This window comes from Pseudomonas sp. p106, from assembly GCF_003936645.1.
Lineage (GTDB): Bacteria > Pseudomonadota > Gammaproteobacteria > Pseudomonadales > Pseudomonadaceae > Aquipseudomonas > Aquipseudomonas putida_E.
In genome coordinates this window covers 1-22,496 of sequence record NZ_RHQR01000009.1, presented here as the reverse complement: position 1 = coordinate 22,496, position 22,496 = coordinate 1, and the positions used below count along the sequence as shown (strand labels likewise).

Below are 22,496 nucleotides of genomic sequence, written 5' to 3'. Positions count from 1 at the left end.
CAAAGCCCTTACACAATCTGGCCAACGTCTTGCCGTTCGTTTCACGCGACGACTCTCTTTTATGCATGAGTCGCCTTGCCGGTTACCCCTGGCGGTACTAATACTTAACTCTCTGCCTGGGGAGGCACGAACAATGCAACCAAGATTCGTTATCGTTCCCGCAGTGCCTATCGAAAGGGAATCCTTCCGCGTCGCTGGTCGCTATTACGCAGCTACCGTCTGCGGCGGCTACGACATCTACGACAATCAAGCAAAGGAGCGTCTCAAGCCCAGTTACTCCTGCAAAGAAGATGCGCAGGTGCAATGCCGTCAGATGAATCTGAAAGCCTAGAAGCCATGGGACTGCCAGGGGGCAGGCATCACCTCAATCCAGGCATTCCCGGGCCGCCAGCCGCAACTTGTTGCCCGAGAGGAAACTGCCTTTGTAGAAAGTCGCCCGGCTGCCCTCACCGGACTCCAACACTTCCAGGACTTCATCGGAAGTCACTGCGCTGGGTGCGGTCAGGCGGTAGCCATGGGAAATGGATTTTTGCGTCGTGAGTGGCGCCAACGCTTGCCACTTGGGCAATACACAGGCGGCATAGACTTCTGGCGATTTGCGGGTCAGCTTGCTGGCTGTTGGCTTTCCTGGGTTTGCACAACCGGCCAGGGTGACGACCAGTGCGTAGCAAAAAGAGATGCGAAAGTTAGGCATTTGCATTTGACTCAAGTGGACAGGATGCATTTTAACCATGGTTTTGCATGACAAAAAGCCCGCGCATCTGGGGCGCGGGCTTTTGTTCTCAGGTTTGCGGCGGGCTGGCTAGGCCTTCGAACACATGAGGGCTGCATCGAGCAGCCGCCCGTGGTCATACCAGGCATCGCGCTGATAGGCCATGAACTGCTGACGCGTGCCGTAGCTGCGCAACTCTACAAGGCCATTGGCTGTGTTGGGGTCAGTACTGTCGACGAACAGACGCACCGAATCACCACTACCCACCTCATAGGTGGTTGCACTCCCATGCATCTCTTCCTTGACGCACCCCAGATAATCCGGCGGGCTCTTCTCGGTGATACCGGAGGTGTGATCATGCCCATCCCGAACATCGGGGTTCTGTGCACACCCCGTCATAAAAGTTGCAGCCAACGCTGACATCAGTATTGCGCTTGCGAGCGATCTAGAGTTCTTCACGCGACACACTCCGGCGCCCCCTTCAACAACCCTTTGAAAATAGCTAACGAGCAACGCCCTTTTTCGTTTTTTTGGCCAATCCCATATTAACCCTCAGTGATAACCGAGCAATATTCTTCTTCGCTATAGGGGATGTGGCAGCGCCCTACCCTATTTGCAAGCTGACGGGAACACGCCATGCCGCTTTGCCATTAGCACCGCTCAATCTTGCTCGGCCACCTCACAAACGCCATTTGCACGCCCCTTGCCGGTGTACGAGACCCCCACAGACTCATCCGGGTTGACCATGATAGAGACGGTAACCCCATCGCCCTTGGCTTCGTAGTACGCGTCACTGAATTTCTTCAGTTTTGCCTCCTTGGCATTTATGTAGACAGGGCCGCCTTCATCCGCGTGCACTTCGATTCCGCCCGGGCATGTGGCATTCACCAATGGGATGCCTGCGTTGGCCATCCCTGCAACAGAAATCAGAACAACGCCCAGCACTCGCCGCTTCATTCAAACCTCCTGATCCGGTTAACCCTTATATACAGTGATAGACGAAGGCCCTGGAACCGGACCATTGCCGGCCATAAATGCTTTCGCATCGAGCGGTGAGCATCATGCTCTGCCCGCCTGGCTCTGCACATACTGCTCAGCCATCACTTTGCCTTCGAGTATGGCCTCCGTCGAGGACGAAAATGCCCGACTCACTCGCAGCGTTCTCGAGACGCTGCCGGGCCGGCCGACCTCCACCAGCATTCCGGTCGGTGAGTCAGTGCACGACTCCCACAGAACGTAAATGGATGCCTGGTAACCAAGGTACGAATGCACATAAAGATCATGACTGGTGGACTGAAGGTTCATCTGATTCTCCAACGGGGCGCCCTGATTGCACCTTTGCTGCAAATACGACTGGTGCGTTCACGCGTGCGTTCCGTTGTCCTCGTCAAGTTACCTGCCCCGGTGAAGCCGGACCAGCACGTCAGAGTACATCTGTACTCCTGCGCAATCCTTACTATTTCAAGCAGGTTGCGGGCCTACCCATAGCAACCAGACCCTCGGTGGCAATTCGGCGTGCACGCCCCACGCCCCACGCCAGCGCTCTGGTCATCGACTCGCCGGGCCTCGAGTCGAACGCCTCCTCGTGAAGCGCGGTACCAGCGGCCGCATAGACGCCGATGAACATCTGCGTAGCGCCTGTGCGCGACAGCCTCACCTGAACATCGATAACCGTGCCGTTATAAAGAGCCTCATCGTGCTCCCGGTGATGCAGGGTCGGGTCCGCCCACAGCCAATAAGTTTCTCCGCGAATTCGCATGCCGCCTCCTCCGACTGATGTCTATTTGGAATGGCCAAATACCACCATAGCGAAGCGGTGCGACCGCACAACCGGTACAAGCGGAACTGTGGGCTGAATCGGACCACCGGTTAAATAACCGTTACAAAATCAAGGATTTGTACAACTTCAGGCTGGGCGCGGCAGCTTGATGATCGCCGAGGGCTTTGCAGGGAAAAATTCTGGTGGTTCGCTGCGACGGACAGGAACGACCACAGCTAAGCGCCGTGGCCAACCTTCTCCATCATTTGATAAAGCGAACCTGTGAGTTGATTTTTTCGATCACCGAGCCTTTGCGCTCGTTGAAGCGCAGCTTGTTTTGCTCGAACAGGTTATTACCCTTGGTATCGATGGAGATGATCAACGGGCCAAACTCCCGCACGCGATTGACCCAAAGCGTTTCGGGCATTCCCAAATCTTGCCACTCAGCCCGCTCGATCTCTTCCACCTGGGTTGCGGCGAGTACTGCACAACCGCCGGGGAACACCGCATGCACAGCCTTGTTTTCCAGGCACCCAGTGGTGGTTTCGGGGCCCATGCCGCCCTTGCCGACGATCAGCTTTACGCCAGTCTGCTCAATGAATTCCTTCTCGAACTTTTCCATCCGCATGCTGGTGGTCGGGCCGATGGAAACCATCTCGAAGGTGCCATCGTCTTTCTCGCGCACGATCGGGCCAGCATGAAATATGGCCCCACCGCGCAAGTCGACCGGCAGTTCACGCTTGAGCTCGATCAGGCGACGGTGTGCCACGTCGCGACAGGTGACCAACTGCCCTGTCAGGTAAATCACATCACCAACGTTAAGGTCTGCGAGATCTTCGTCCTTGATCGGGGTGCTGAGGATCTTTTTCACAGAACAACTCCTTCGTGGGACAGAATGTCGTAAGACAGGTCGGCGTTGATACGGATCTTGCCGCGCCGGTGTGCCCAGCAACCAGTGGACACGGCCACGCCAATGGTTGATGGGTGGCGAGCGGACGACTCGATGTTCACGCCCATGACGCTGCTATTGCCGGTCAACCCTTGCGGACCGATACCAATCTCGTTGAGGCCCTCTTCAAGCAACTGCTCCATCAAAGCCGCACTTTCATTGGGGTGGCTGGAGTCCACCGGGCGCAGGATTGCCCGCTTGGACAGACGCGCAGCGGTTTCCACTGATGTTGACACGCCGACGCCAACCAGCAACGGCGGGCACGCGTTGATGCCCCGCGAGGTGATCACATCAAAGACAAATTCGGTGACGCCTTCATATCCTTGACCCGGCATCAACACTTTGGCCGAACCAGGCAGCGTGCAACCGCCACCGGCCATGTACACGTCCACGATTGCATAATCGGCGTTGGGGATGATCTCCCAATCCAGCCATGGAATTTTCGAACCGGTATTGGTACCCGTATTCTTTTCGATAAAGGTCTCTACCGCGTTGTGACGCAGCGGGCCCTTGATAGTGGCTTCCTTGGTGGCGTTCTCGAGGATGCCCTCAAGCTCGCTGAGCAAGGGGAAGCTCGCGCCTGCCGAGATGAAGTACTGGATCACGCCGGTGTCCTGGCAGCTCGGGCGGTCGAGTTTGTCGGCGTAGTCCTGGTTCTCAGCCATTGAGTCATAGACAGCAATGGCGAGCGGGTTAGTTTCCGCGGCCCGCAATTGCGCGGTTTTTTTCTTCACGTCGGTTGGCAGGCGTTTGCCGATATAGGCGGTAAACTTCGCCATCGTCTCGGTAAGCGATAGTACAGCTGACTCTTTATCCATCATTTTCTCCTCACAGCATCACTGGGCTATTCGTGCGGGCTCAAAAGGCCAGCTATTGGTGTTTGCACTGCTCGATTCGATGCACCTGATTGTTGCTCAGTCGAGTCTGGCGCCGCGGCTGGCTGAGTATTCAGGGCCAGGTCCATTTGCTTTTTATCGAGTGCTCCGACCCATTTGGCGATCGCCATGGTGCCAACTGCATTTCCGATCGTATTGGTGATAGCGCGGGCTTCGGACATGAAACGATCCACCCCGAGCAGCAGCACCATGCCGGCTACCGGAATCTTGTCCATCGTCGCCAGGGTGGCTGCCAGTGTGATGAAACCGGACCCGGTGACACCCGCAGAACCCTTGGAAGTCAGCAACAACACGCCCAGCACGATCAACTGGTCCATTAGGGTCAGAGGCGTGTTGGTAGCTTGGGCGATGAAGATGGCTGCCATGGTGTAGTAGATGCACTGACCATCGGGGTTGAACGTCAGCCCGGACGGAATCACCAGGCCGACTACCGGCTTGGACACCCCTGCCTTTTCAAGTTTGTTCATCAGTTGCGGCACGACCGACTCTGAAGAACTGGTACCCAGGACAGTGAACAGTTCTTCCTTTAGGTACTTGAGAAACTTCCACAGGCTGAAGCCGGACAAGCGAGCGATGAAACCGAGCACGACCACGACAAACAGGAAACAGGTGACGTACATAGTCGCCACCAACTTGCCAAGCGATACGATCGAACCCAGACCGTACTTGCCAATGGTGAAAGCCATGGCGCCAAACGCCGCCAGCGGTGCAAGTCGCATGATCATGCCGACAATATAGAACATGCCGTGGGAGAAGGACTCCAGCACATCGACCATGGGTTTGCCACGCGGCCCCAGATGCGCCAACGCGATACCGAACAAGGTAGAGAACAGCAGAATCGGTAAAATCTGGTTCTGCGCAAACGCATCGGTGATACTGGCCGGGATGATTTTCATCAAGAACTCAGTGATACCGTCGCCACCCTGCGCAGCCGAGGTGTAAGTAGCGATGCTAGAGGCGTCGAGGTGCGTCGCATCAATGTTCATTCCGGCGCCTGGCTTGACGAAGTTGACAACCAGCAGGCCCAGGACCAGGGCGAATGTAGAAAGCACTTCAAAGTAGATGAGCGCTCGAGCGCCCACACGGCCGAGCTCCTTCATGTTCTCCATCTTGGCGATGCCCAACACCACCGTGGCGAAAATAATGGGTGCGAATACCATCTTGATCAGCTTGATGAACGCATCGCCAAGCGGTTTCAGGTCAGTGCCGATATCCGGCCAAAAAACACCTAGCAGTACACCGGCGGCCACCCCGATCAGTACTTGGACATATAACTTACCCAGAATGCTTTTCATGACAGGACCCCTGAATTTTTATTCTTGTCAGGTAATACCGAGAAGACAGATCAACGACCCGTCTCTCGGCGCATTGTCTAAATTACGGTTCTGTTCAATCAGCGATCAATCAGCGCGATGACCGCATCGGTGATCTGGCGAGTAGTCGCTGTGCCGCCCAGATCGGGGGTTTGCAGGCCACTTTCGGTGACTGCTTCGATGGCCGACATCAACTGCCTGGCGGCAGCCGCCTCACCCAGGTGCTCGAGCATCAATGCCGCAGTCCAGAAGGTCGCAATCGGGTTGGCTACGCCTTTGCCGGTGATGTCGAAGGCAGAACCATGGATAGGTTCGAACATCGAAGGGAATTGACGCGACGGGTTGAGGTTGGCGGTCGGTGCGATGCCCAAGCTGCCAGACAACGCGGCGGCCAGGTCGGACAATATGTCGGCGTGCAGGTTGGTGGCGACAATCACGTCCAGTGTGGACGGTTTTAGGACCATGCGCGTGGTCACTGCGTCAACCAGTTCCTTGTCGATCTTCACATCCGGGAAGTCCTTGGCGACTTCGTAGAAGATCTCGTCCCACAGCACCATGCCATGACGCTGAGCGTTGGACTTGGTCACCATGGTCAGTTGCTTGCGTGGGCGACTCTGTGCCAGCTGGAAAGCAAAACGGTGAATGCGCTCGACACCGGCACGGGTAAATACCGATACCTCGGTAGCCACTTCTTCTGGCAGGCCGCGGTGCACGCGGCCACCATTACCGGAGTACTCACCCTCTGAGTTCTCACGCACGACGACCCAGTCGATCTGGTCGCCGTTATGCAACGGGCTTTTCACGCCCGGCAGTACACGAGCCGGACGCACGTTGGCGAACTGGTCGAAACCCTGGCAAATCGGCAGACGCAGGCCCCATAGGGAAATATGGTCCGGTACATTCAGGGCACCCACGGCACCGAAGAAAATAGCGTCGAAGCTTTTCAACTCCTCCAGCCCACCCTCAGGGATGTAATGGCCATTCTTCAGGTAGCTCTCCGAGCTCCAATCAAAGTCTTTGAAGGAGATTTCGAACCCACATTTTCTTGACAGCGCTTTCAGTACTTCAACGCCTGCGGCAATAACCTCAATACCAATTCCATCGCCTGGGACAGCTGCAATGTTGTACGCATGCATGAGTAGACACCTTCATTTGGATATTCTTGTTTTCCCTGCCGATCACACCAAGGCGACAGGATGTGAGCAGAGTGTAAGCAGAAATCCCAAGGAAATAAGCTACTCAAAATAACTTCAAAAGTTACTTGAGGTTATCAATCATGGGGCACATTCTGTACGAGCCCATCGTCGCTTCGAGCCAGCCATGAATCAGACATTTGACCTTTCGTTTTTCCACCTGCTCGCCACCCAGGGCAGCCTCGCGGCCACGGCACGCGAACTCGGCGTAACCCCCCCGGCAGTGAGCAAACGCTTGGCAGCGCTGGAGGCACGGTTTGGTGTTCGCCTGGTCAACCGCACCACCCGCTCGATGAGCCTGACCTCGGAGGGCGAGCTTTACTTTTCTCACGCTGCGCGCATCCTCACGCAAATCAATGAGGTAGAGCAGATGGTCGTCAGTAGCCGCGCGACGCCCAAAGGCCTTATCCGCGTGAACGCCTCCCTCGGCTTTGGTCGACGGCATATCGGGCCGGCCTTGGCAGCGTTCTTCAGCCGTTATCCAGAGGTGGAAATTCAGCTGGAAATCACCGACCATCCCTTGGATCTGGCAACCCACGGTTTTGACCTCGGGATCCGCTTCGGTACACTGCCGGATGCCGCATTCCACGCCCGCAAGATCGCCTCCAATCGCCGACTGGTGTGCGCCTCGCCGCTTTATCTGGAAAAGCACGGCACGCCGATGCGCCTGTCTGATTTGCAACAGCACAACTGCATCTTCATCCGGCAGAACGAAACGCCTTATGGCGTATGGAGTTTCACCACTGGCAGCCGTACGCAGAACATCAAGGTCCGCGGTGCCCTGGGCTGCAATGACGGGGAGGTGGCCCTGAACTGGGCGTTGGAAGGTTACGGGATACTGATGCGCGCCGAATGGGATATAGCCCGCTATGTACGCAGCGGCCGGCTGCGCCTGGTGCTGGAAGACGAAACACCAACCCGGGCGGATGTCTATGCGGTTTATCCTCAGCAGCTACACCTGTCAGCGAGGTTGCGCAGCCTTATCGACTTTCTCGTGGAGCGCTTCGCTCATATTGATCATGTGGAAGATGCCGAGTGAATGGCAGTTTGAGGTTGGGCGGTCTGAAACCCGTGACTACTCGACGCTCACAGTCAGCGCATGGCTGACCACGCCGTGACACCCGCATGCCAGCCGATGGCCCTGCAGCACCACCGGCTTACCGTTCATGCGTCGGCTTGGATGCCCCTCGATAAACGCAAAAACCACTTTGTGAAGCGGGCAACTGGCCTTGTCGCCAGCACCGCTGGCGTTTTACCGTTGACGGCGTGCGTGCCAGCCAGTTGGCATGACAGCACGCTGCCCCCGCTGCTGGTTGGGTCGCCCAGGCAGATGGGACGGTTCATGCCTTGGGTCGCCCGACACTTGGGAGGCCATACTTGAAGGGGTCAGCACCACGGTTGCGCCGGTTCTTCACTTTGCGTGCCTCATCTGGCGGGCTGATCATCTGCACGGTGAGGCTGCCGTCGCTGCCGGCGTACACCACGGCACTGGCACCGCCGTCGTGGTAGCTGGCGATGGTGGCCAGGTTGATTTCCACCAGCGCGCTGCTGACGCCGGTATTGCCCAGGCGTCGACCGATGTCATAGCCCTCGTCGACATTGCCCACATTCAGGCCTTGGCCATCGCTATTGAGGCTGTGCAAGGCGTTGGTCAGGGCGATTTCTGCTTCAGCGTTGTTAGTGGTGTCATAGAACACGCGCACCGGTTTTTGCCCATCAGGCAGCGTGTCGAGGGCCCTGAGCCAACCTGCCTGCAAGGCCTTGGCCTGCAACGCGGGTTTGAGGCGCTTGCCGTGCTCGTCCTGCATGGAAACCTTGATCGGACGGTGCAGGTAGCCCAGCACTGGCGCTGCGTCGAACTCCTTCAACTGGTGTTCGGTCCAGCGCACGGGCAGCCAGGGCGACGGTTCGAAATGGCCTGGGCCGCGGTTATTGAGGGTTTTCCACAAGGTGGGTAGTTGCGATGATCATCTGAGACAACCCGGTGCAGCGAACCGCTCGAAAAACAAAGTTAACCAGGAGTTTTGGGCCAGCACCTCGGTGTATTGCTGGCACATTGGACTATTGATAAGGTGGTTTCATCGTCCGCTTGTCAGATTAATATTGCCTCCAACGTGTCCTGGCAGGTGCGAGGGCGGGCATAACTATCTCATGCAGTGGCCATACTTCGGTGTGTTTCAATCAGACGAAGTACAACCCCTGGATCGGCAAGCGTCGAGATGTCTCCTAACCCCTCATACTCCGCAGCCGCGATCTTGCGCAGGATTCGCCGCATGATCTTTCCCGAGCGGGTCTTGGGCAGCCCTGGCGCCCACTGGATCACGTCCGGCGAGGCAATCGGGCCGATCTCCTTGCGCACCCAGTTCTTCAGCTCCAGGCGCAGCGCCTCGTCCGGCACCTCGCCAACGTTGAGGGTGACATACACGTAGATGCCCTGCCCCTTGATGTCGTGCGGCACGCCCACTACCGCCGCCTCGGCGACTTTCGGGTGCGCGACCATGGCACTCTCGATCTCGGCGGTACCCATGCGGTGGCCGGAAACGTTGAGCACGTCGTCCACCCGGCCGGTGATCCAGTAGTAACCGTCCTCGTCGCGGCGAGCACCGTCACCGGTGAAATACATGCCACGGAAGGTCTTGAAGTAGGTGTCGACGAAACGGTCGTGGTCGCCATACAGCGAACGCGACTGGCCCGGCCACGAGTCGAGGATTACCAGGTTGCCCTCGGCGGCACCTTCGATCAGGTTACCCAGGTTATCCACCAGTGCCGGCACCACACCGAAGAACGGACGGGTCGCCGAGCCCGGCTTGAGCGCCGTGGCGCCGGGCAGCGGGCTGATCAGGACACCACCGGTCTCGGTCTGCCACCAGGTGTCGACGATCGGGCAACGCTGCTTGCCGACAGTCTGGTAGTACCAGTTCCAGGCCTCGGGGTTGATCGGCTCGCCCACCGAGCCCAGCAGGCGCAGGCTCGAACCGTCGGCACCGGCCACGGCGGCCTGGCCCTCGGCCATCATGGCGCGGATCGCGGTCGGCGCGGTGTAGAGGATGTTGACCTTGTGCTTGTCGACGATCTTCGACACCCGGGTGATATCCGGGTAGTTCGGCACGCCTTCGAACAGTAAGGTGGTCGCACCGTTGGCCAGCGGGCCGTAGACGATGTAGCTGTGGCCGGTGACCCAGCCGACGTCGGCGGTGCACCAGTAGGTTTCGCCCGGGCGGTAGTCGAACACCCGCTCATGGGTCAGCGCGGCATACACCAGGTAGCCGCCGGTGGTGTGCAGCACACCCTTGGGCTTGCCGGTGGAGCCGGAGGTGTAGAGGATGAACAGTGGCTCTTCGGCGCCCATTTCCTTCGGCGCACAGTGGCTGGAGGCCACTTTCATCAGGTCTTCGTACCAGATGTCGCGGTGCTGGTGCCAGGCAATGTCGCCACCAGTGCGCTTGCACACGATGATCTTCTGCACGCTGCTGGTTTCCGGGTTGGTCAGCGCCAGGTCGACGTTGGCCTTGAGCGGGGTACGCCGGCCACCGCGCACGCCTTCGTCGGCGGTGATCACGATCTTGGACTTGCAGTCGATGATACGGCCGGCCAGCGCCTCGGGTGAAAAACCGCCGAACACTACCGACTGGATCGCACCGATACGGGCACAGGCGAGCATGGCGACCACGGCCTCGGGGATCATCGGCATATAGATGGTGACCACGTCACCGCGGTGCACATCCTGGCCACGCAGGGCGTTGGCGAACTTGCAGACTTGCTCGTGCAGTTCGCGGTAGGTGATGTTGCGGTGCTCGGAAGGGTCGTCGCCTTCCCAGATGATGGCCAACTGGTCGCCGCGCTCTTCGAGGTGGCGGTCCAGGCAGTTGGAGGAAACGTTCAGAGTGCCGTCGGCGAACCATTTGATATCGACGTGATGGTCGTCGAAGGAGGTCTGCTTGACCTTGGTGAACGGCTTGATCCAGCGGATGCGCTGGGCCTGCTCACGCCAGAAGCCGTCCGGGTTGATCACCGACTGCTGGTACATGGCCTTGTAGGTGGCCTCGTCGGTCAGGGTGGTGGCCGCAACCTCGGGACGAACGGGATACAGTGGAGCCGCACTCATCTGTGTTACCTCGGTGTCAAAATTGTTTTTGTTGGATCAGCTGAAGCTGCACACGAGCTCACGCAAAGCGATCAAATACTGAATCGCCCCAGCAGCCTATCTTGCTCCCCGACATGCTCGACCATGGCCGAGCACTGGTTGGCCTGCTGTTCCGCGCTACCGGAAACTTCAACGCTGATATCGCGGATCGTTGTGGTATTCCGGTTTATTTCCTCGGTCGTAGCACTCTGCTGTTCAGCCGCCGCAGCGATCTGCAGGTTCATGTCGTTTATCCGGTTGATCGCTTCCCGTATGCGTTCAAGCATCCCGTTAGCAGCGATCGCGTCTTGCGCCGTTTTGCTGGCTGTGTCCCGGCTGAATTGCATACGTGATTGCGCTTGTTTAACGCCCGACTGCAACTGGTCGATCATCTGGCGTATCTCCTGAGTGGAGTGCTGGGTTCTCGACGCAAGCGACCACACCTCATCGGCAACCACGGCAAAGCCGCGCCCGGATTCGCCCGCGCATGCCGCTTCGATGGCGGCGTTGAGCGCGAGCAGATTGGTTTGATCGGCGATGCTGGTAATCACCGAGAGAATCGACTCAATGTTCTGGCTGAGCAGGGACAACTCATTGATGGCACAGCCGGTAGCGTCCATTTCCTCTGCCAGACGCAGAATTGCGTTGGTCGAGCGCGAAACAAGGGCAACGCCGTTGACAGTCTGCTCATCAGCGGTCACCGCCGCCTGCGCATTGCCGGCGACCTCTTCCGCGGTGGAAGCCATCTCCTGCATGACCGTGGCCAATTGCTCCAGTTCCTGCAGTTGCGTCTGCACGCGGTCGGCCGTCTGGCTGGCCTCCACCGAGGCCACCGTCGTGCTTTCACGCACGTGCTGGGCACTGCTCACCACATCGCCAATGAGCGTCCGGAGATTTTGCAAAAACCGGTTGAACTGTGCCGAAACCAGCGATATTTCATCGTTGCCGGTAACGGGCAGCTCACGGGTTAGGTCGCCTTGCCCGTCATTGATGTCTATCAACGAGTCTTTCAGGCGGTCCAGTGGACGCAGCAACATTTTCACCCAGACCCCGAGGAGCAATAGGCTGATCAACACGCCAAGGCCGGTGTCGACAACCGCGCGCCAGCCCAGCACACGGGCAGCGGCCATCACCACCCCTTCATCCAGAACGATGCCAATGTACCAGTCCATGCCCTTGAGTTGGCTAAGGGGAATGAAAGCGACGAGAAGGGTCTTGCCGTCGTGGTTGATCTCGCGCAGCTTGCTCTCAAGAGGCGGAAGATCACCGGCAAAAACCTCACCGTAGGACTTGCCATTCAGTTTGGTTTGCGGGTGCGAAATAATGTTGCCGTCCTTGCTTAGCAGAAAGGCATAGCCGGCACCACCGAAGTCTAGGGTGTTTATAGCGTCTGCTACCGCCTTCAAATGAATCTGCCCGCCGAACACGCCGATAGTCTGGCCAACATCACTGACCTTGCTCACCGCAGATATCAGAATCTCGCCGGTGGTGGAATCGGGGTAGGGCTCAGTAAACACGGCATGATTGGCAGCTTTACCCACCCCATACCATGGCCGCGTACGCCCATCATAATCAGCCTGGGGGTTCCAGGAAGCGCTGGTAATCAGCGGCTTTCCGGTGGAATCGTAGGCGCCGAAGACAATTTTGAATTCTGTGTTGAGCACCGGCGAATCGAGAACGCGTTGAGTGGCCTCGGGACTGTACTGGCTATTGATGGCCTGGCCAGCCAGATCAATCAACAGCAATTTGCCATTGAGCCAGTTCTCAATCTGCCTGGCCATGGTATTGCTGGTTTCCGCGATGTTCGCCTCTACCTGCTCGCGCAACAGTTCGCGCACTTGAGTAATCTGCAGCAGCGACAACAGGCCAGTGGTGACGAACAGCACACAGGCGGCCACAAGACTTACCTTGTAACGGATCTTCATCAAGAACTCCAACGAGGCGGGCTGATCGCATTGCCCGCGCCCGGCAGCGCGTGCGAATGGCTGCCGAGAGCGCTTACCAAGGGATTAGAAGAAGCCGAGCGGATTGATGTCGTAGCTGACCAGCAGGTTCTTGGTTTGCTGATAATGATCGAGCATCATTTTGTGGGTTTCGCGACCGACGCCAGACTTTTTGTAGCCACCGAACGCGGCGTGAGCCGGGTACAGGTGGTAGCAGTTGGTCCATACGCGGCCCGCTTTGATGCCCCGGCCCATGCGGTAGGCGCGGTTGATGTCGCGGGTCCACAGGCCTGCACCAAGGCCAAACTCGGTGTCGTTGGCAATCGCCAGGGCTTCCGCTTCGTCCTTAAAGGTAGTGACGCCGACGACCGGGCCAAAGATCTCCTCTTGGAACACACGCATTTTGTTGTGGCCCTTGAGCAGGGTCGGCTGGATGTAATAACCCGCCGACAAGCTGCCCTCGAGCTTCTCCACCGTGCCGCCAGCAAGCAGTTCAGCGCCTTCCTGTTCGGCGATTTCCAAATAGGAAAGGATCTTGTCGAACTGCTGCTCGGACGCTTGGGCGCCGACCATGGTGTCGGTGTCCAGCGGATCGCCGCGCTTGATCTGGTTGATCTTCTTCAACACTTCAGCCATGAACGCCGGGTAGATCGACTCTTGAACCAAAGCTCGCGATGGGCAGGTGCACACCTCGCCCTGGTTGAAGAATGCCAGCACCAGGCCTTCGGCGGCTTTTTCAATAAAACTCGGCTCAGCCTGCATGATGTCTTCAAAGAAGATATTCGGCGACTTGCCGCCCAGCTCTACCGTAGAAGGAATGATGTTCTCGGCAGCACATTTCATGATGTGCGAGCCCACTGGGGTAGAACCGGTGAAAGCGATCTTGGCAATGCGCTTGCTGGTGGCCAGTGCCTCACCGGCTTCACGGCCGAAACCATGCACGATATTGAGCACGCCAGGCGGCAGTAGGTCGCCAATCACTTCTAGCAGGACAGTGATGCCCAGCGGCGTTTGCTCCGCCGGCTTGAGCACGATGCAGTTACCCGCAGCCAGGGCGGGTGCCAGTTTCCAGGCAGCCATCAGGATGGGGAAGTTCCACGGGATGATCTGTCCGACTACTCCGAGCGGCTCGTGAATGTGGTAAGCCACGGTGTTACTGTCGATCTCAGCAGCACTGCCCTCTTGGGCGCGTAGGCAACCGGCGAAGTATCGGAAGTGGTCGGCGGCCAACGGAATATCGGCGTTGAGCGTTTCGCGGATCGGCTTGCCATTGTCCCAGGTTTCAGTAATGGCCAGCAGCTCAAGATTCTGTTCGATGCGATCGGCAATTTTTAACAGTATGGTCGAGCGTGTCAAAACCGACGCACGCCCCCAAGCATCTGCAGCGGCATGCGCCGCATCCAGAGCGCTTTCGACATCGTCAGCGCCAGAGCGCGGAAACTCGGCAATCGGCCGGCCATTGACCGGAGACGTGGTAGTGAAATATTCAGCGTTGATCGGACCGACGAACTCGCCGTTGATAAAGTTGCCGTAGCGAAGCTTGAAGGAAACCTTGGAACCTTCAGTACCGGGATGTGCGTAGCGCATTATTGTTTCCTAGTTATTGTATTTAGCTGGAGGAGCCTGGGACGGGGCGTGTCAGGTAAAACTTCCGCCTGGATTAGCGGGTGGCCCACCGCCATCGCGTTGGTGCCGCTATAGAGTTATCAGGTGTTGGCTCAAGCTCAAATCGATTATTCGAAGGGCTTGAACGGCTGGAGCGATACGACGGCAGAAGGGTGCGAGCTACTGGACCGGTGGCTGGGCGCTCTCCTCAAACAGTTCGGAAATCATCGGCCGGTTGCGACGGGTTTGCAGGCAGCAGAGGTAATAGCTGATGGTAAAAGGTTGTTCGACAAAGGCGATCGCCTTGGTCCCGGGCCGATCTGCATACTCCACTGATGATACGAATCCCACCCCGATGCCATGAACGACCGCATGAACAATGGCTTCTCGACTGTTTAGCTGCATCGTGCAGTTAAGTTTTACGTCATGAGCCGCGCAGCCCTCCTCCACTAATTGCCTTGTGCGCGAACCCTCCTCCCGTAGTACTACAGGTTGGCCAACAATATCTTTTACACTTACTACGTCCTGGCTTGCCCACGGGTGGTCATCTCGCACTACCGCCAGAATCGGACAGGTCCGATACAACTGGGTACTAAGGCGAGGGTCAAACTCGGACAACGCCAATATGGCAATATCAATATCAAAGTTATACAGCCGGTCAAGCGTTCCCGTTTCCGTTGTGAACGAAGTTTCCAATTCTACGTCTGGATGCTTCTGCATCAGCGAATAGGTGAGGCTCATGGCAATCGGCGGTGAAACGGCACCAATCCGCAACATCCCGTGCTTGCGCTGACGAAAACTCTGCAACAACTGGATCGCTTCATCTTCCTGCCCAAACAAGCCCTGCGTTATATCGTATAGCATATGTCCGGAAGCACTTAGCTCGATATATCGGCCGCGCCGGTGAAACAGCTCTACGGAAAATTTTTTCTCCAGTGCGCTGACTTGCTCACTGATGGTAGATTGGCCCACGCTCAAGTATTCCGACGCCAGGGTAAAACTTCCTGTACGTGCGACAGCATGAAACGAACGTAGCCATTTATGATACTGATACATGTTTAATCTCTTTGTTAGAGCATCTGATCGTCAATCCAAAAGGCATATACCCGCAAGGGCCAGATGATAGGGTCCTTGCCTATAGCATAGACCGTTTTTCTGATTAAAAAGAGGTCGCCGACCATCCACGTATTTTCTACGAGGGGGGATTGGCACGCAAAGGGTCGACGACCTAGAGGGAAACGTTTGTTTTACAACAGCACGCGGCCAATGCATGCAAAGCAGAATCGACAGCCCATAATTTAGAAATTTATCACATAACTGGCGATCACCCGGTTTTCATCGCCACTGTCCGCATAGTTTGAACGATTGGTCGCGTTTCGCCACCGAAGCGAAAAATTCTTCAGTGGACCGGATTGAACAACATAGATGATATCGGTGCTGCGCTCCCACTCATGCCCCTCTTCATCCAGGGCTCGCAACGCGGCAGACTTGGATGTCTTGATGTTGGTCGGGTCAACGTCGTCACCCTTGACATAACGCAAGTTGAACGTCAGGCCAGGGATACCCAGTGCAGCGAAGTCGTACCCGTACCCCGCGTAGATAGCCTGTTCATTGGCCAACGAGAAGGTGCTCACTAGCATTTCGGCAAACAGGTAGGTATCGGTACCGGAAATATAGGGAAACGCAGTATCGCCAGAGCTCTTTTGATAACCACCGCTCAGGGTGTGCCCAACAATGGTGTAGCCCATGTTGCTACTGAATGTGCGGTTCTCCACCTCGCCGACAAGCTTGCGTCCGGTTTCACGAGCGTCAAAGTAGCGGGCTTCGACAAAGGCTTTACCTGCGCCTAGCGGCGTGTGGAACTTTATCCCCAGATAGTCCCGGCGAACAATATCATCAAGCTCACTCAGATGATAAGAAAGTGTCAGGTTGGGGAGCACCTGATAGTCCAGGCCACCATAGGAATAGTGGTCACCAGTTACTGCAGCGTAACCTCCAAACTGGGAGGTCAATGTGAGATCATCGGAACTGGATGAATCTCGCTGCTTAACTGAGTCGACCTGTCCCGCCGTAACGTTCAGGCCGGTAATGTCCTTAGAGACAAGATGGGCACCATTAAATACCTGGGGCAACAAGCGGCTATTGTTCGACGACAACAGTGGCAGTACCGGATTCAACCCACCAATACGCAACTCTGATTGCGCAAAGCGTGCCTTGGCGGTTACTGCCAGCTTTGAATAATCATCTTCAGCGCGTTTCTCGGACCCACGCGGCAGCAAACCTGTGCCGGTGCGGGCTGGGCTGGAATCAAGTTTCAACCCGAGCATCCCGATCGCGTCGACACCAAAACCAACCGTACCATCGGTAAAACCCGACTGTAGGTTCAGGATAAAACCTTGAGCCCACTCCTCGCGCTTTGATTGACTCGGGGCACCATCGCGAAAGTCGCGGCTGTAATAAAAATTTCGCAGCTCCAGTGAACCTTTACTGTCACCGATAAAGTCCGCGAAGGCGCTAGATGCACATGGCACCAGGGTTATGCACGCTGCGGTTTTCAGGTAGTGATGAGGTCTTGTTTTCATTATTGTTTGATCTCTACGTTGAGTAATACACCCAAGCACACGGGTGCGCTGGTGGCAGCCCATACAATCAGGTTTCGGCGAACAAACGGTTGAGTAAGGCAAATAAAGATTTTCGGCGTTCACAAGCATGTTAGTTGCTGCATTACATCTACAGCCAGGTCAAACACGTGATAATAATTTAGAACACGCGCCGCAGCACGCATGCGGTATTTTATTGTTCAGCGGGCGATTGATAATCACAGGGAAAGTGGCTTCGGACAATCCACCCTGGGCACATTACCGGTGCCATGCAAACCCTCCAGATTTGTTCAAGATTGGTTCAACCCCGTCGATGGCGCCGATCCTTGCCATGATGGCTTCTGGACTGGCGTTGCCACGGCACTCGGTTTTTCATGCAAGGTGCAGGGGCGTGCGGCTTCTGCGGAAAAACTGATTTGGCCAGGGCCGGCAGTTAGGCCTTTGCCCAGCTGTCGACGCCATTTTTCTTCGGCGTTGACGGACACCACAGTGGCGCCGGCGTGAGCAAAGCCGGCAAGAACGGTGTCGCAACGCAGCAATTCCGGGCCGGCCTTCACCACAGGTCGCCACGTCTCGATATCCAGATAGTAGTTACCGGAAATGCCGTGTTTGGGCGGAGGTCTCCCCGTGATGATAGACATGTTGCTTGTGCAGGTGAATAAAGATATCAAACCATTAACCGCACTGGAAAAGCCTTGTTTGATAAAGTTTTGAATGCCGGGTATCGAGGCCTGTCCGAGACAACGCTGTAAGTAACTCTGATCGCTGCCATCGATGCAAATAACGACAATCGGTCGCTTTGGCCAGCTATATTTGGTTCCATTGACACTTACAGCATTGGTCATGTGAATGTCCTTCTGTAAAATGCTGCCTGCTGCTGCCAGGAGCAGAAGCAGGCAGCGCCCTGCGAACTAATTCACACTTAGCTCGATTGTGGCATTTCACCGCGTTCCAGACGCTTGTTGATGTCTTCGATCACTGCCGGCAGGTCGGCGATGGTGTCGATCAGGTAGTGCGGACGCGAGCCTTCGAACATCTTGACAATACGCGCGCGCTCTTCTGCCAGGACCTCCAAAGACAAGGATTTGTATTGGTCATAGGTCAAGCCGAGAGCGTTACCCGAACAGGTCAGCGCCACCGTCCACATGCCTGCGCTGCGACCTTCGAGGATACCTGGCCAGGTGTCGTCAACCTTCACGCAGGCCGCGACGTCGTCGATACCTAAGGCGATCACGTTAGCCAGCGCTTGTGCGGGATAAGGACGACCGTTCGGCACTTCGTCGGTAGCTACCACATGGTCAGTGACATAGCCGTTCTCACGGGCCAGATCGACGACCTTCTGCATGACCACCGCGGGATAACCGGAGCACGAACCGATTTTCAGACCTTTGCTACGCAGCGTGGCGATGGCATCCAGAGCGCCTGGAATCAATGCCGAGTGCACCGCAATCTTTTCGATCTGCAGCGGCATGAAGCGCTCATAGATGGCGGTCACGTCGTCGTCAGTCGGAGTACGTCCGAAGGCCGCGCGATAACGTTCGGCAATTTCCGGCACATCGCAAAGAGTACGGATATGATCCCATTTGCCCATGCCCATTGGGCCACGGGCTTCTTCAAGAGTAACTGCAACACCGAACTCGCCAAAGGCTTCGACAAAAATCTGAGTCGGCGCGAAAGAGCCGAAATCTACAACAGTGCCAGCCCAGTCCAGAACGACAGCTTTAAGTTGATTCGGTTGTTCGTAGTTCATATTGATACTCCACTTAGTTTTTAATGATCAACCCCGAAGATCATTAGCCATGTTACAGGGCTGTATACAGGTTTTAACGCAATAGCTGTTCAGCACTCGCATCACTGAAAAGTTTTCAATCAGTGATCGTTGACGACAAATGCGCAGACAGCATAAGTAGTACTCAATATGTAGCGGCTCATCGATAAAGCTCACCGGACATGCTCCGGGTAACGCGATATATTCCACAACAGAGACGAAACCGATACCAATGTTTTGCATGATCGCGTGAGTTATCGCCTCACGACTGTTCAATTGCATCACGCAGTTGAGTGTTACACCGTGCTGCTGGCAATAGTCTTCGAGCCGCTGCCGGGTCCGCGATTGTGATACGCGCAACACCAGCGCCCGTCGCGGTGGAAAAGCTCCACCGCGAATTTCTCCTCAAGAGCACCGACTTGTTCGCTTACAGTCGGCCGACCGACGCTGAGGTACTCAGCGGCGAGGGCGAAACTGCCCGTACTTGCCACGGTATGGAAGGAGCGGAACCACTCATTGTGTTGATACATATGAGGCGCCTAGATAAGCGAGTCAGCGTACAAGTTGCAAGCTTCAGCGCCGGATGAACAGGGCTACGGTTGCGCTGGAAAGACAGGCCGCAGTCACTACGATAAAGATCAGCGAAGTGTTACCGGTGCTGTCGAGCATTGAACCAATTAGCGGCTCTGCCAAGCCTGCGAACAGGTAGGAAGAAAAGTTCATGATCCCGGTGGCTGTGCCAGCACGTTTGGCACCGACTAGATCAGGGCACAGTGCCCAGAAGCTGGAAGCAGGGCCGTAGACGAAGAAGCCGCAAAGGAACAGGGCTACCAGACCAATACCGCTGTGGGCAGGCAGACTCCACATCCACAGGCTGGTTGCAGCGCCGAGGAACATGTAGAGCATGATCGCCAGATAACGCTTGGAGCCAAACAGCTTGTCGGATACCCAACCATTGCTCAGTGCACCGACTGCCATGCCTACCGGCAATGCAACGGTGATCCATTTAGGGTCGATGAAGCCGTCACCATGTTTCCAGTCAGCGCCCATGAAGTGCACCGGCACCCAGACGATCAAGCCATAGCGGGCGGCGTTCTGGAAGCCAAGGGATACAGCCGCAATAATCAGACGGAAGTTTTTCAGCACAGCTTTGTAACGCTGCGCCGAAGTTTCCACTTCACCGTCGGCAACTTCGTGGTCCTTATCGCCAGCATTGGCCACACCGGTGTCGGCAAGTGGTTCAAAGCCGAGGTCCTGCGGACGTTCACGAGCGACCAGGTAGAACAGGATGCCACCTGCCAGCATCAACAATACTGGCAGCCGGAAGATCCACCGCCACTCGAGCTGGAAGACCTCCAGGACAACGATCGAGGTGATGTACGACAGTACCGATGCACAGCCGGCGGCGAATACATAGAAGCCATAGACCTTGCCGCGTTCGCCGGCGCTCCACCAGTTCGACAGCAAGCGGCTACCCGGCGCCCAGCCCAAAGCTTGGAAGTAACCGTTGATACCCCATGGCAGGATCAGGCTGGCGAGGCCGCCGGCGAAACTGGTTACCCAGTTGGCGCCACAGGACAGTACCGCGCCCAGACTCATGATGCGCCGGCCGCCGAACTTATCGGCGAGATTGCCATTAATGGCCTGACCGATGGCATACGCCCACAGCATGACGGCCGATGCCCAGCCCAGGGTTTCTTTGGTAAAACCAAACTCAGCCTGAATGCCGGGGATGGCAAAACCGAAGGTTTGTCGCCCGGTATAGAAGAATAGGTAGCACAACATAGCAGCCAATAGCATGCGCCATTGAGCCACGCGGAAGGATGACGTCGGCACTGCAAGAGCGGACAGGGTGTCGGCACGATTCATGATGTTTTCCTTTTTGTTCGTTCCCACCAGCCGTTAACAGGCGGGGGTGGCACTCTTTTTTGGTGCATCAGGAAACCGCTGCAACAAACGCCGCAGCTAATGGAAATTCGTCCCTAGGCGGCTTGAGCGCCGATGAAGTTCTTGCCTCGCGCGCCTTGCATGGCAAACGCGATAATTTCTTCCGCCTCCTTGGCCGACACGCCATAGTCGGTAAACTCGGTCTTTACCTGCAAAGCGTGAAGGAACGCACGCAGTTGCGACTGCGCGGTACTGAGGTCGCTGCCAAATACTTGTTGCAGGGTACGGTCGCGCGCTTCATCCCGGCCCCAGGCCAAGCCCAGGACCAGCGGCAGTGTGAAGGAACAGGCGATGCCATGAGGTAGCCCATAACGCAGGGTCATTTCGTAAGAAATGGAGTGGGCAAGTGCCGTTTTGGTATTAGAGAAAGCCATACCAGCCTTAAGCGCAGCCAGCGCCATGCGCGAACGCAACTCCTTATTGGAGAGATCGCGATAGAGCTGCGGCAAGCACTCAAGGATGTCGTGGATGGCGGAAATGGCGAAGTTATCCGAGACTGGATTGGCATTGACATTCCAAATCGATTCCAGCGCATGAGACAACGCGTCTAAGCCGGTTGAGACAGTAACGCCAGCCGGCACGGTCAACATCAATTCTGGGTCAACGATAGCAACCTTGGGCCAGGTGCAGTCCAGGTGTAGCGAGTACTTCTTCTGGCTCGCGTTATCCCAGATCGTCGCCCACGGGGTTACTTCACTGCCAGTTCCCGCGGTAGTAGGTACTGCGATAAGTGCCTTAGTCCAAGCAGGCACGAAAGGCTTACCTGTTGCCAGCAATCGCAGCAACTCATCAAAGGTGCCGCTTTCGGTGCCTACGATCAACGCTTTCGCAGTGTCAATGGCGCTACCCCCACCAACGGCGATTACGGTTTCACAGTCTGCAGCCTCGCGCCAGAAGCGCTCATAAGTGCCGCGCAACTGAGCCACATCTGGGTTAGGCTGCACATCTTCGATGAGGTATACCAAGCGATCGCCCAGCAGACCCTGAATACGTTCCAAGAGACCCAGGCTACGAGCTTCCGGAAAAATGACCAGCGCGACTTTTTGATGGTCTGTGAGGGAAACCAGTTCCTTCAGGCTGCCATAGCCGTAGCGCGTATCGACCGGGTTGTGGAAACGAGCAGTCATGACGACTCCTTGGTTTTATTGTTGTTGGAAGGTGTGGTCATATTCAGCGCCACGGTTATATAGCTCAAATCGATTGTTTGAAGGTCACTATCGGCTCAACCGATTACATGGTGCAGCCCTAGCTGCGCGGCTTCCGGAAACGTTACTAAAGCGACTTTGCTTGGGCACAGCTCGGCGATGCGTGCCAGCGCCGAATACGGTCGAGACAGGATTGTGGAAACCGGCACGCATAGGCAGTTCCTTGTTGTTGGTGGAGAGAGGAAAAATCAGTGACGAGCCGAGCCCTGGATGGCTTGGCGCAGGCGGCTGGAAAGCAGGTCGGCGAGCACCACCATCAAGGTAATCAGCAGAATACAGGTGGCGGTTTCCTGGTACTTGAACAGCTTCAGGCTGCTTACCAGCTCAAAGCCGACGCCACCCGCGCCGACCATGCCCAGCACCGTCGCCGAGCGTAGGTTGACCTCGAAGCGGTACAGCACCACCGCAATCCAGGCTGTAATCACTTGCGGTAATACGCCGAAGACAATCACCTGCAGCGGTCGAGCGCCCGTTGCCTGCAAT

Annotated in this window: 20 protein-coding genes and 3 pseudogenes; 2 read left to right on the top strand and 21 right to left on the bottom strand. The window is 56.6% G+C overall.

Annotated features, from left to right (window positions below; genetic code table 11):
• Positions 1 to 133: 133 nt before the first annotated feature.
• Positions 134 to 331: a hypothetical protein gene (locus EGJ09_RS13255; RefSeq protein WP_046786136.1), complete on the top strand. Its 198-nt coding sequence runs from the start codon at positions 134 to 136 to the stop codon at positions 329 to 331.
• 33 nt (positions 332 to 364) lie between these two features.
• Here EGJ09_RS13255 and EGJ09_RS13250 read toward each other — a convergent pair whose 3' ends face one another.
• From EGJ09_RS13250 to EGJ09_RS13210, 8 genes are all read right to left on the bottom strand, one after another.
• Positions 365 to 694: a hypothetical protein gene (locus EGJ09_RS13250; protein ID WP_371316878.1), complete on the bottom strand. Its 330-nt coding sequence runs from the start codon at positions 692 to 694 to the stop codon at positions 365 to 367.
• Between the two features lie 108 nt (positions 695 to 802).
• Positions 803 to 1,135, bottom strand: coding sequence for a hypothetical protein (locus tag EGJ09_RS13245; protein WP_080952109.1), 333 nt, complete (start codon positions 1,133 to 1,135; stop codon positions 803 to 805).
• A 237-nt stretch (positions 1,136 to 1,372) separates the two neighbouring features.
• Positions 1,373 to 1,669, bottom strand: a complete 297-nt coding sequence (locus EGJ09_RS13240) for a hypothetical protein (protein WP_115274735.1) — start codon at positions 1,667 to 1,669, stop codon at positions 1,373 to 1,375.
• A gap of 499 nt (positions 1,670 to 2,168) precedes the next feature.
• The gene (locus tag EGJ09_RS26760; protein WP_046786133.1) at positions 2,169 to 2,471 is read right to left on the bottom strand and encodes a hypothetical protein; all 303 of its coding nucleotides are present in this window, start codon (positions 2,469 to 2,471) and stop codon (positions 2,169 to 2,171) included.
• A 262-nt stretch (positions 2,472 to 2,733) separates the two neighbouring features.
• Complete coding sequence (gene ttdB / locus EGJ09_RS13225; RefSeq protein WP_115274734.1) at positions 2,734 to 3,342, bottom strand: L(+)-tartrate dehydratase subunit beta; 609 nt, start codon at positions 3,340 to 3,342, stop codon at positions 2,734 to 2,736.
• Positions 3,339 to 4,238, bottom strand: a complete 900-nt coding sequence (ttdA, locus tag EGJ09_RS13220) for a L(+)-tartrate dehydratase subunit alpha (RefSeq protein WP_115274733.1) — start codon at positions 4,236 to 4,238, stop codon at positions 3,339 to 3,341. Before ttdA ends, ttdB begins: the two co-directional genes overlap by 4 nt.
• Before the next feature lie 26 nt (positions 4,239 to 4,264).
• On the bottom strand, positions 4,265 to 5,611 hold the full coding sequence (locus tag EGJ09_RS13215; RefSeq protein ID WP_125924096.1) for a dicarboxylate/amino acid:cation symporter: 1,347 nt from the start codon (positions 5,609 to 5,611) through the stop codon (positions 4,265 to 4,267).
• Between the two features lie 98 nt (positions 5,612 to 5,709).
• Positions 5,710 to 6,765: a tartrate dehydrogenase gene (locus tag EGJ09_RS13210; RefSeq protein ID WP_125924095.1), complete on the bottom strand. Its 1,056-nt coding sequence runs from the start codon at positions 6,763 to 6,765 to the stop codon at positions 5,710 to 5,712.
• A gap of 184 nt (positions 6,766 to 6,949) precedes the next feature.
• Here EGJ09_RS13210 and EGJ09_RS13205 point away from each other — a divergent pair, with 184 nt between their 5' ends.
• Positions 6,950 to 7,861, top strand: coding sequence for a LysR family transcriptional regulator (locus tag EGJ09_RS13205; protein WP_115274730.1), 912 nt, complete (start codon positions 6,950 to 6,952; stop codon positions 7,859 to 7,861).
• 36 nt (positions 7,862 to 7,897) lie between these two features.
• On the opposite strand, the pseudogene EGJ09_RS13200 reads toward EGJ09_RS13205, so the two are convergent.
• The 13 genes and pseudogenes from EGJ09_RS13200 to EGJ09_RS13140 form a co-directional block, all read right to left on the bottom strand.
• Positions 7,898 to 8,166, bottom strand: a pseudogene (locus tag EGJ09_RS13200) (PAAR domain-containing protein).
• Positions 8,163 to 8,786 (bottom strand): annotated as a pseudogene (locus tag EGJ09_RS13195) (hypothetical protein); the annotation flags it as partial. The pseudogenes EGJ09_RS13200 and EGJ09_RS13195, both read right to left, overlap by 4 nt.
• Positions 8,787 to 8,971: 185 nt before the next feature.
• A complete protein-coding gene (acs, locus tag EGJ09_RS13190) occupies positions 8,972 to 10,927 on the bottom strand; it encodes an acetate--CoA ligase (protein WP_125924094.1) in 1,956 nt (651 codons plus the stop codon).
• Positions 10,928 to 10,998: 71 nt separating this feature from the next.
• Complete coding sequence (locus EGJ09_RS13185; RefSeq protein WP_125924093.1) at positions 10,999 to 12,870, bottom strand: methyl-accepting chemotaxis protein; 1,872 nt, start codon at positions 12,868 to 12,870, stop codon at positions 10,999 to 11,001.
• Between the two features lie 84 nt (positions 12,871 to 12,954).
• Complete coding sequence (locus tag EGJ09_RS13180; protein ID WP_125924092.1) at positions 12,955 to 14,475, bottom strand: aldehyde dehydrogenase family protein; 1,521 nt, start codon at positions 14,473 to 14,475, stop codon at positions 12,955 to 12,957.
• Positions 14,476 to 14,673: 198 nt separating this feature from the next.
• The gene (locus EGJ09_RS13175; RefSeq protein WP_125924091.1) at positions 14,674 to 15,549 is read right to left on the bottom strand and encodes a LysR substrate-binding domain-containing protein; all 876 of its coding nucleotides are present in this window, start codon (positions 15,547 to 15,549) and stop codon (positions 14,674 to 14,676) included.
• Between the two features lie 242 nt (positions 15,550 to 15,791).
• Positions 15,792 to 17,075, bottom strand: a complete 1,284-nt coding sequence (locus EGJ09_RS13170; RefSeq protein ID WP_125924201.1) for an OprD family porin — start codon at positions 17,073 to 17,075, stop codon at positions 15,792 to 15,794.
• 308 nt (positions 17,076 to 17,383) lie between these two features.
• Positions 17,384 to 17,938 carry an alkaline phosphatase family protein gene (locus EGJ09_RS13165; protein WP_125924090.1) on the bottom strand — a complete coding sequence of 185 codons (555 nt, stop codon included), beginning with the start codon at positions 17,936 to 17,938 and terminating at the stop codon, positions 17,384 to 17,386.
• Between the two features lie 77 nt (positions 17,939 to 18,015).
• A complete protein-coding gene (gene phnX, locus EGJ09_RS13160; RefSeq protein ID WP_125924089.1) occupies positions 18,016 to 18,843 on the bottom strand; it encodes a phosphonoacetaldehyde hydrolase in 828 nt (275 codons plus the stop codon).
• A 27-nt stretch (positions 18,844 to 18,870) separates the two neighbouring features.
• Positions 18,871 to 19,391, bottom strand: a pseudogene (locus tag EGJ09_RS13155) (LysR family transcriptional regulator).
• Positions 19,392 to 19,434: 43 nt separating this feature from the next.
• A complete protein-coding gene (locus EGJ09_RS13150) occupies positions 19,435 to 20,730 on the bottom strand; it encodes an MFS transporter (protein WP_125924088.1) in 1,296 nt (431 codons plus the stop codon).
• Positions 20,731 to 20,843: 113 nt separating this feature from the next.
• Positions 20,844 to 21,935, bottom strand: a complete 1,092-nt coding sequence (gene psrA / locus EGJ09_RS13145; RefSeq protein WP_115274721.1) for an iron-containing alcohol dehydrogenase PsrA — start codon at positions 21,933 to 21,935, stop codon at positions 20,844 to 20,846.
• A 266-nt stretch (positions 21,936 to 22,201) separates the two neighbouring features.
• A partial coding sequence (locus EGJ09_RS13140; protein ID WP_125924087.1) for an ABC transporter permease occupies positions 22,202 to 22,496 on the bottom strand: 295 nt, incomplete at its 5' end.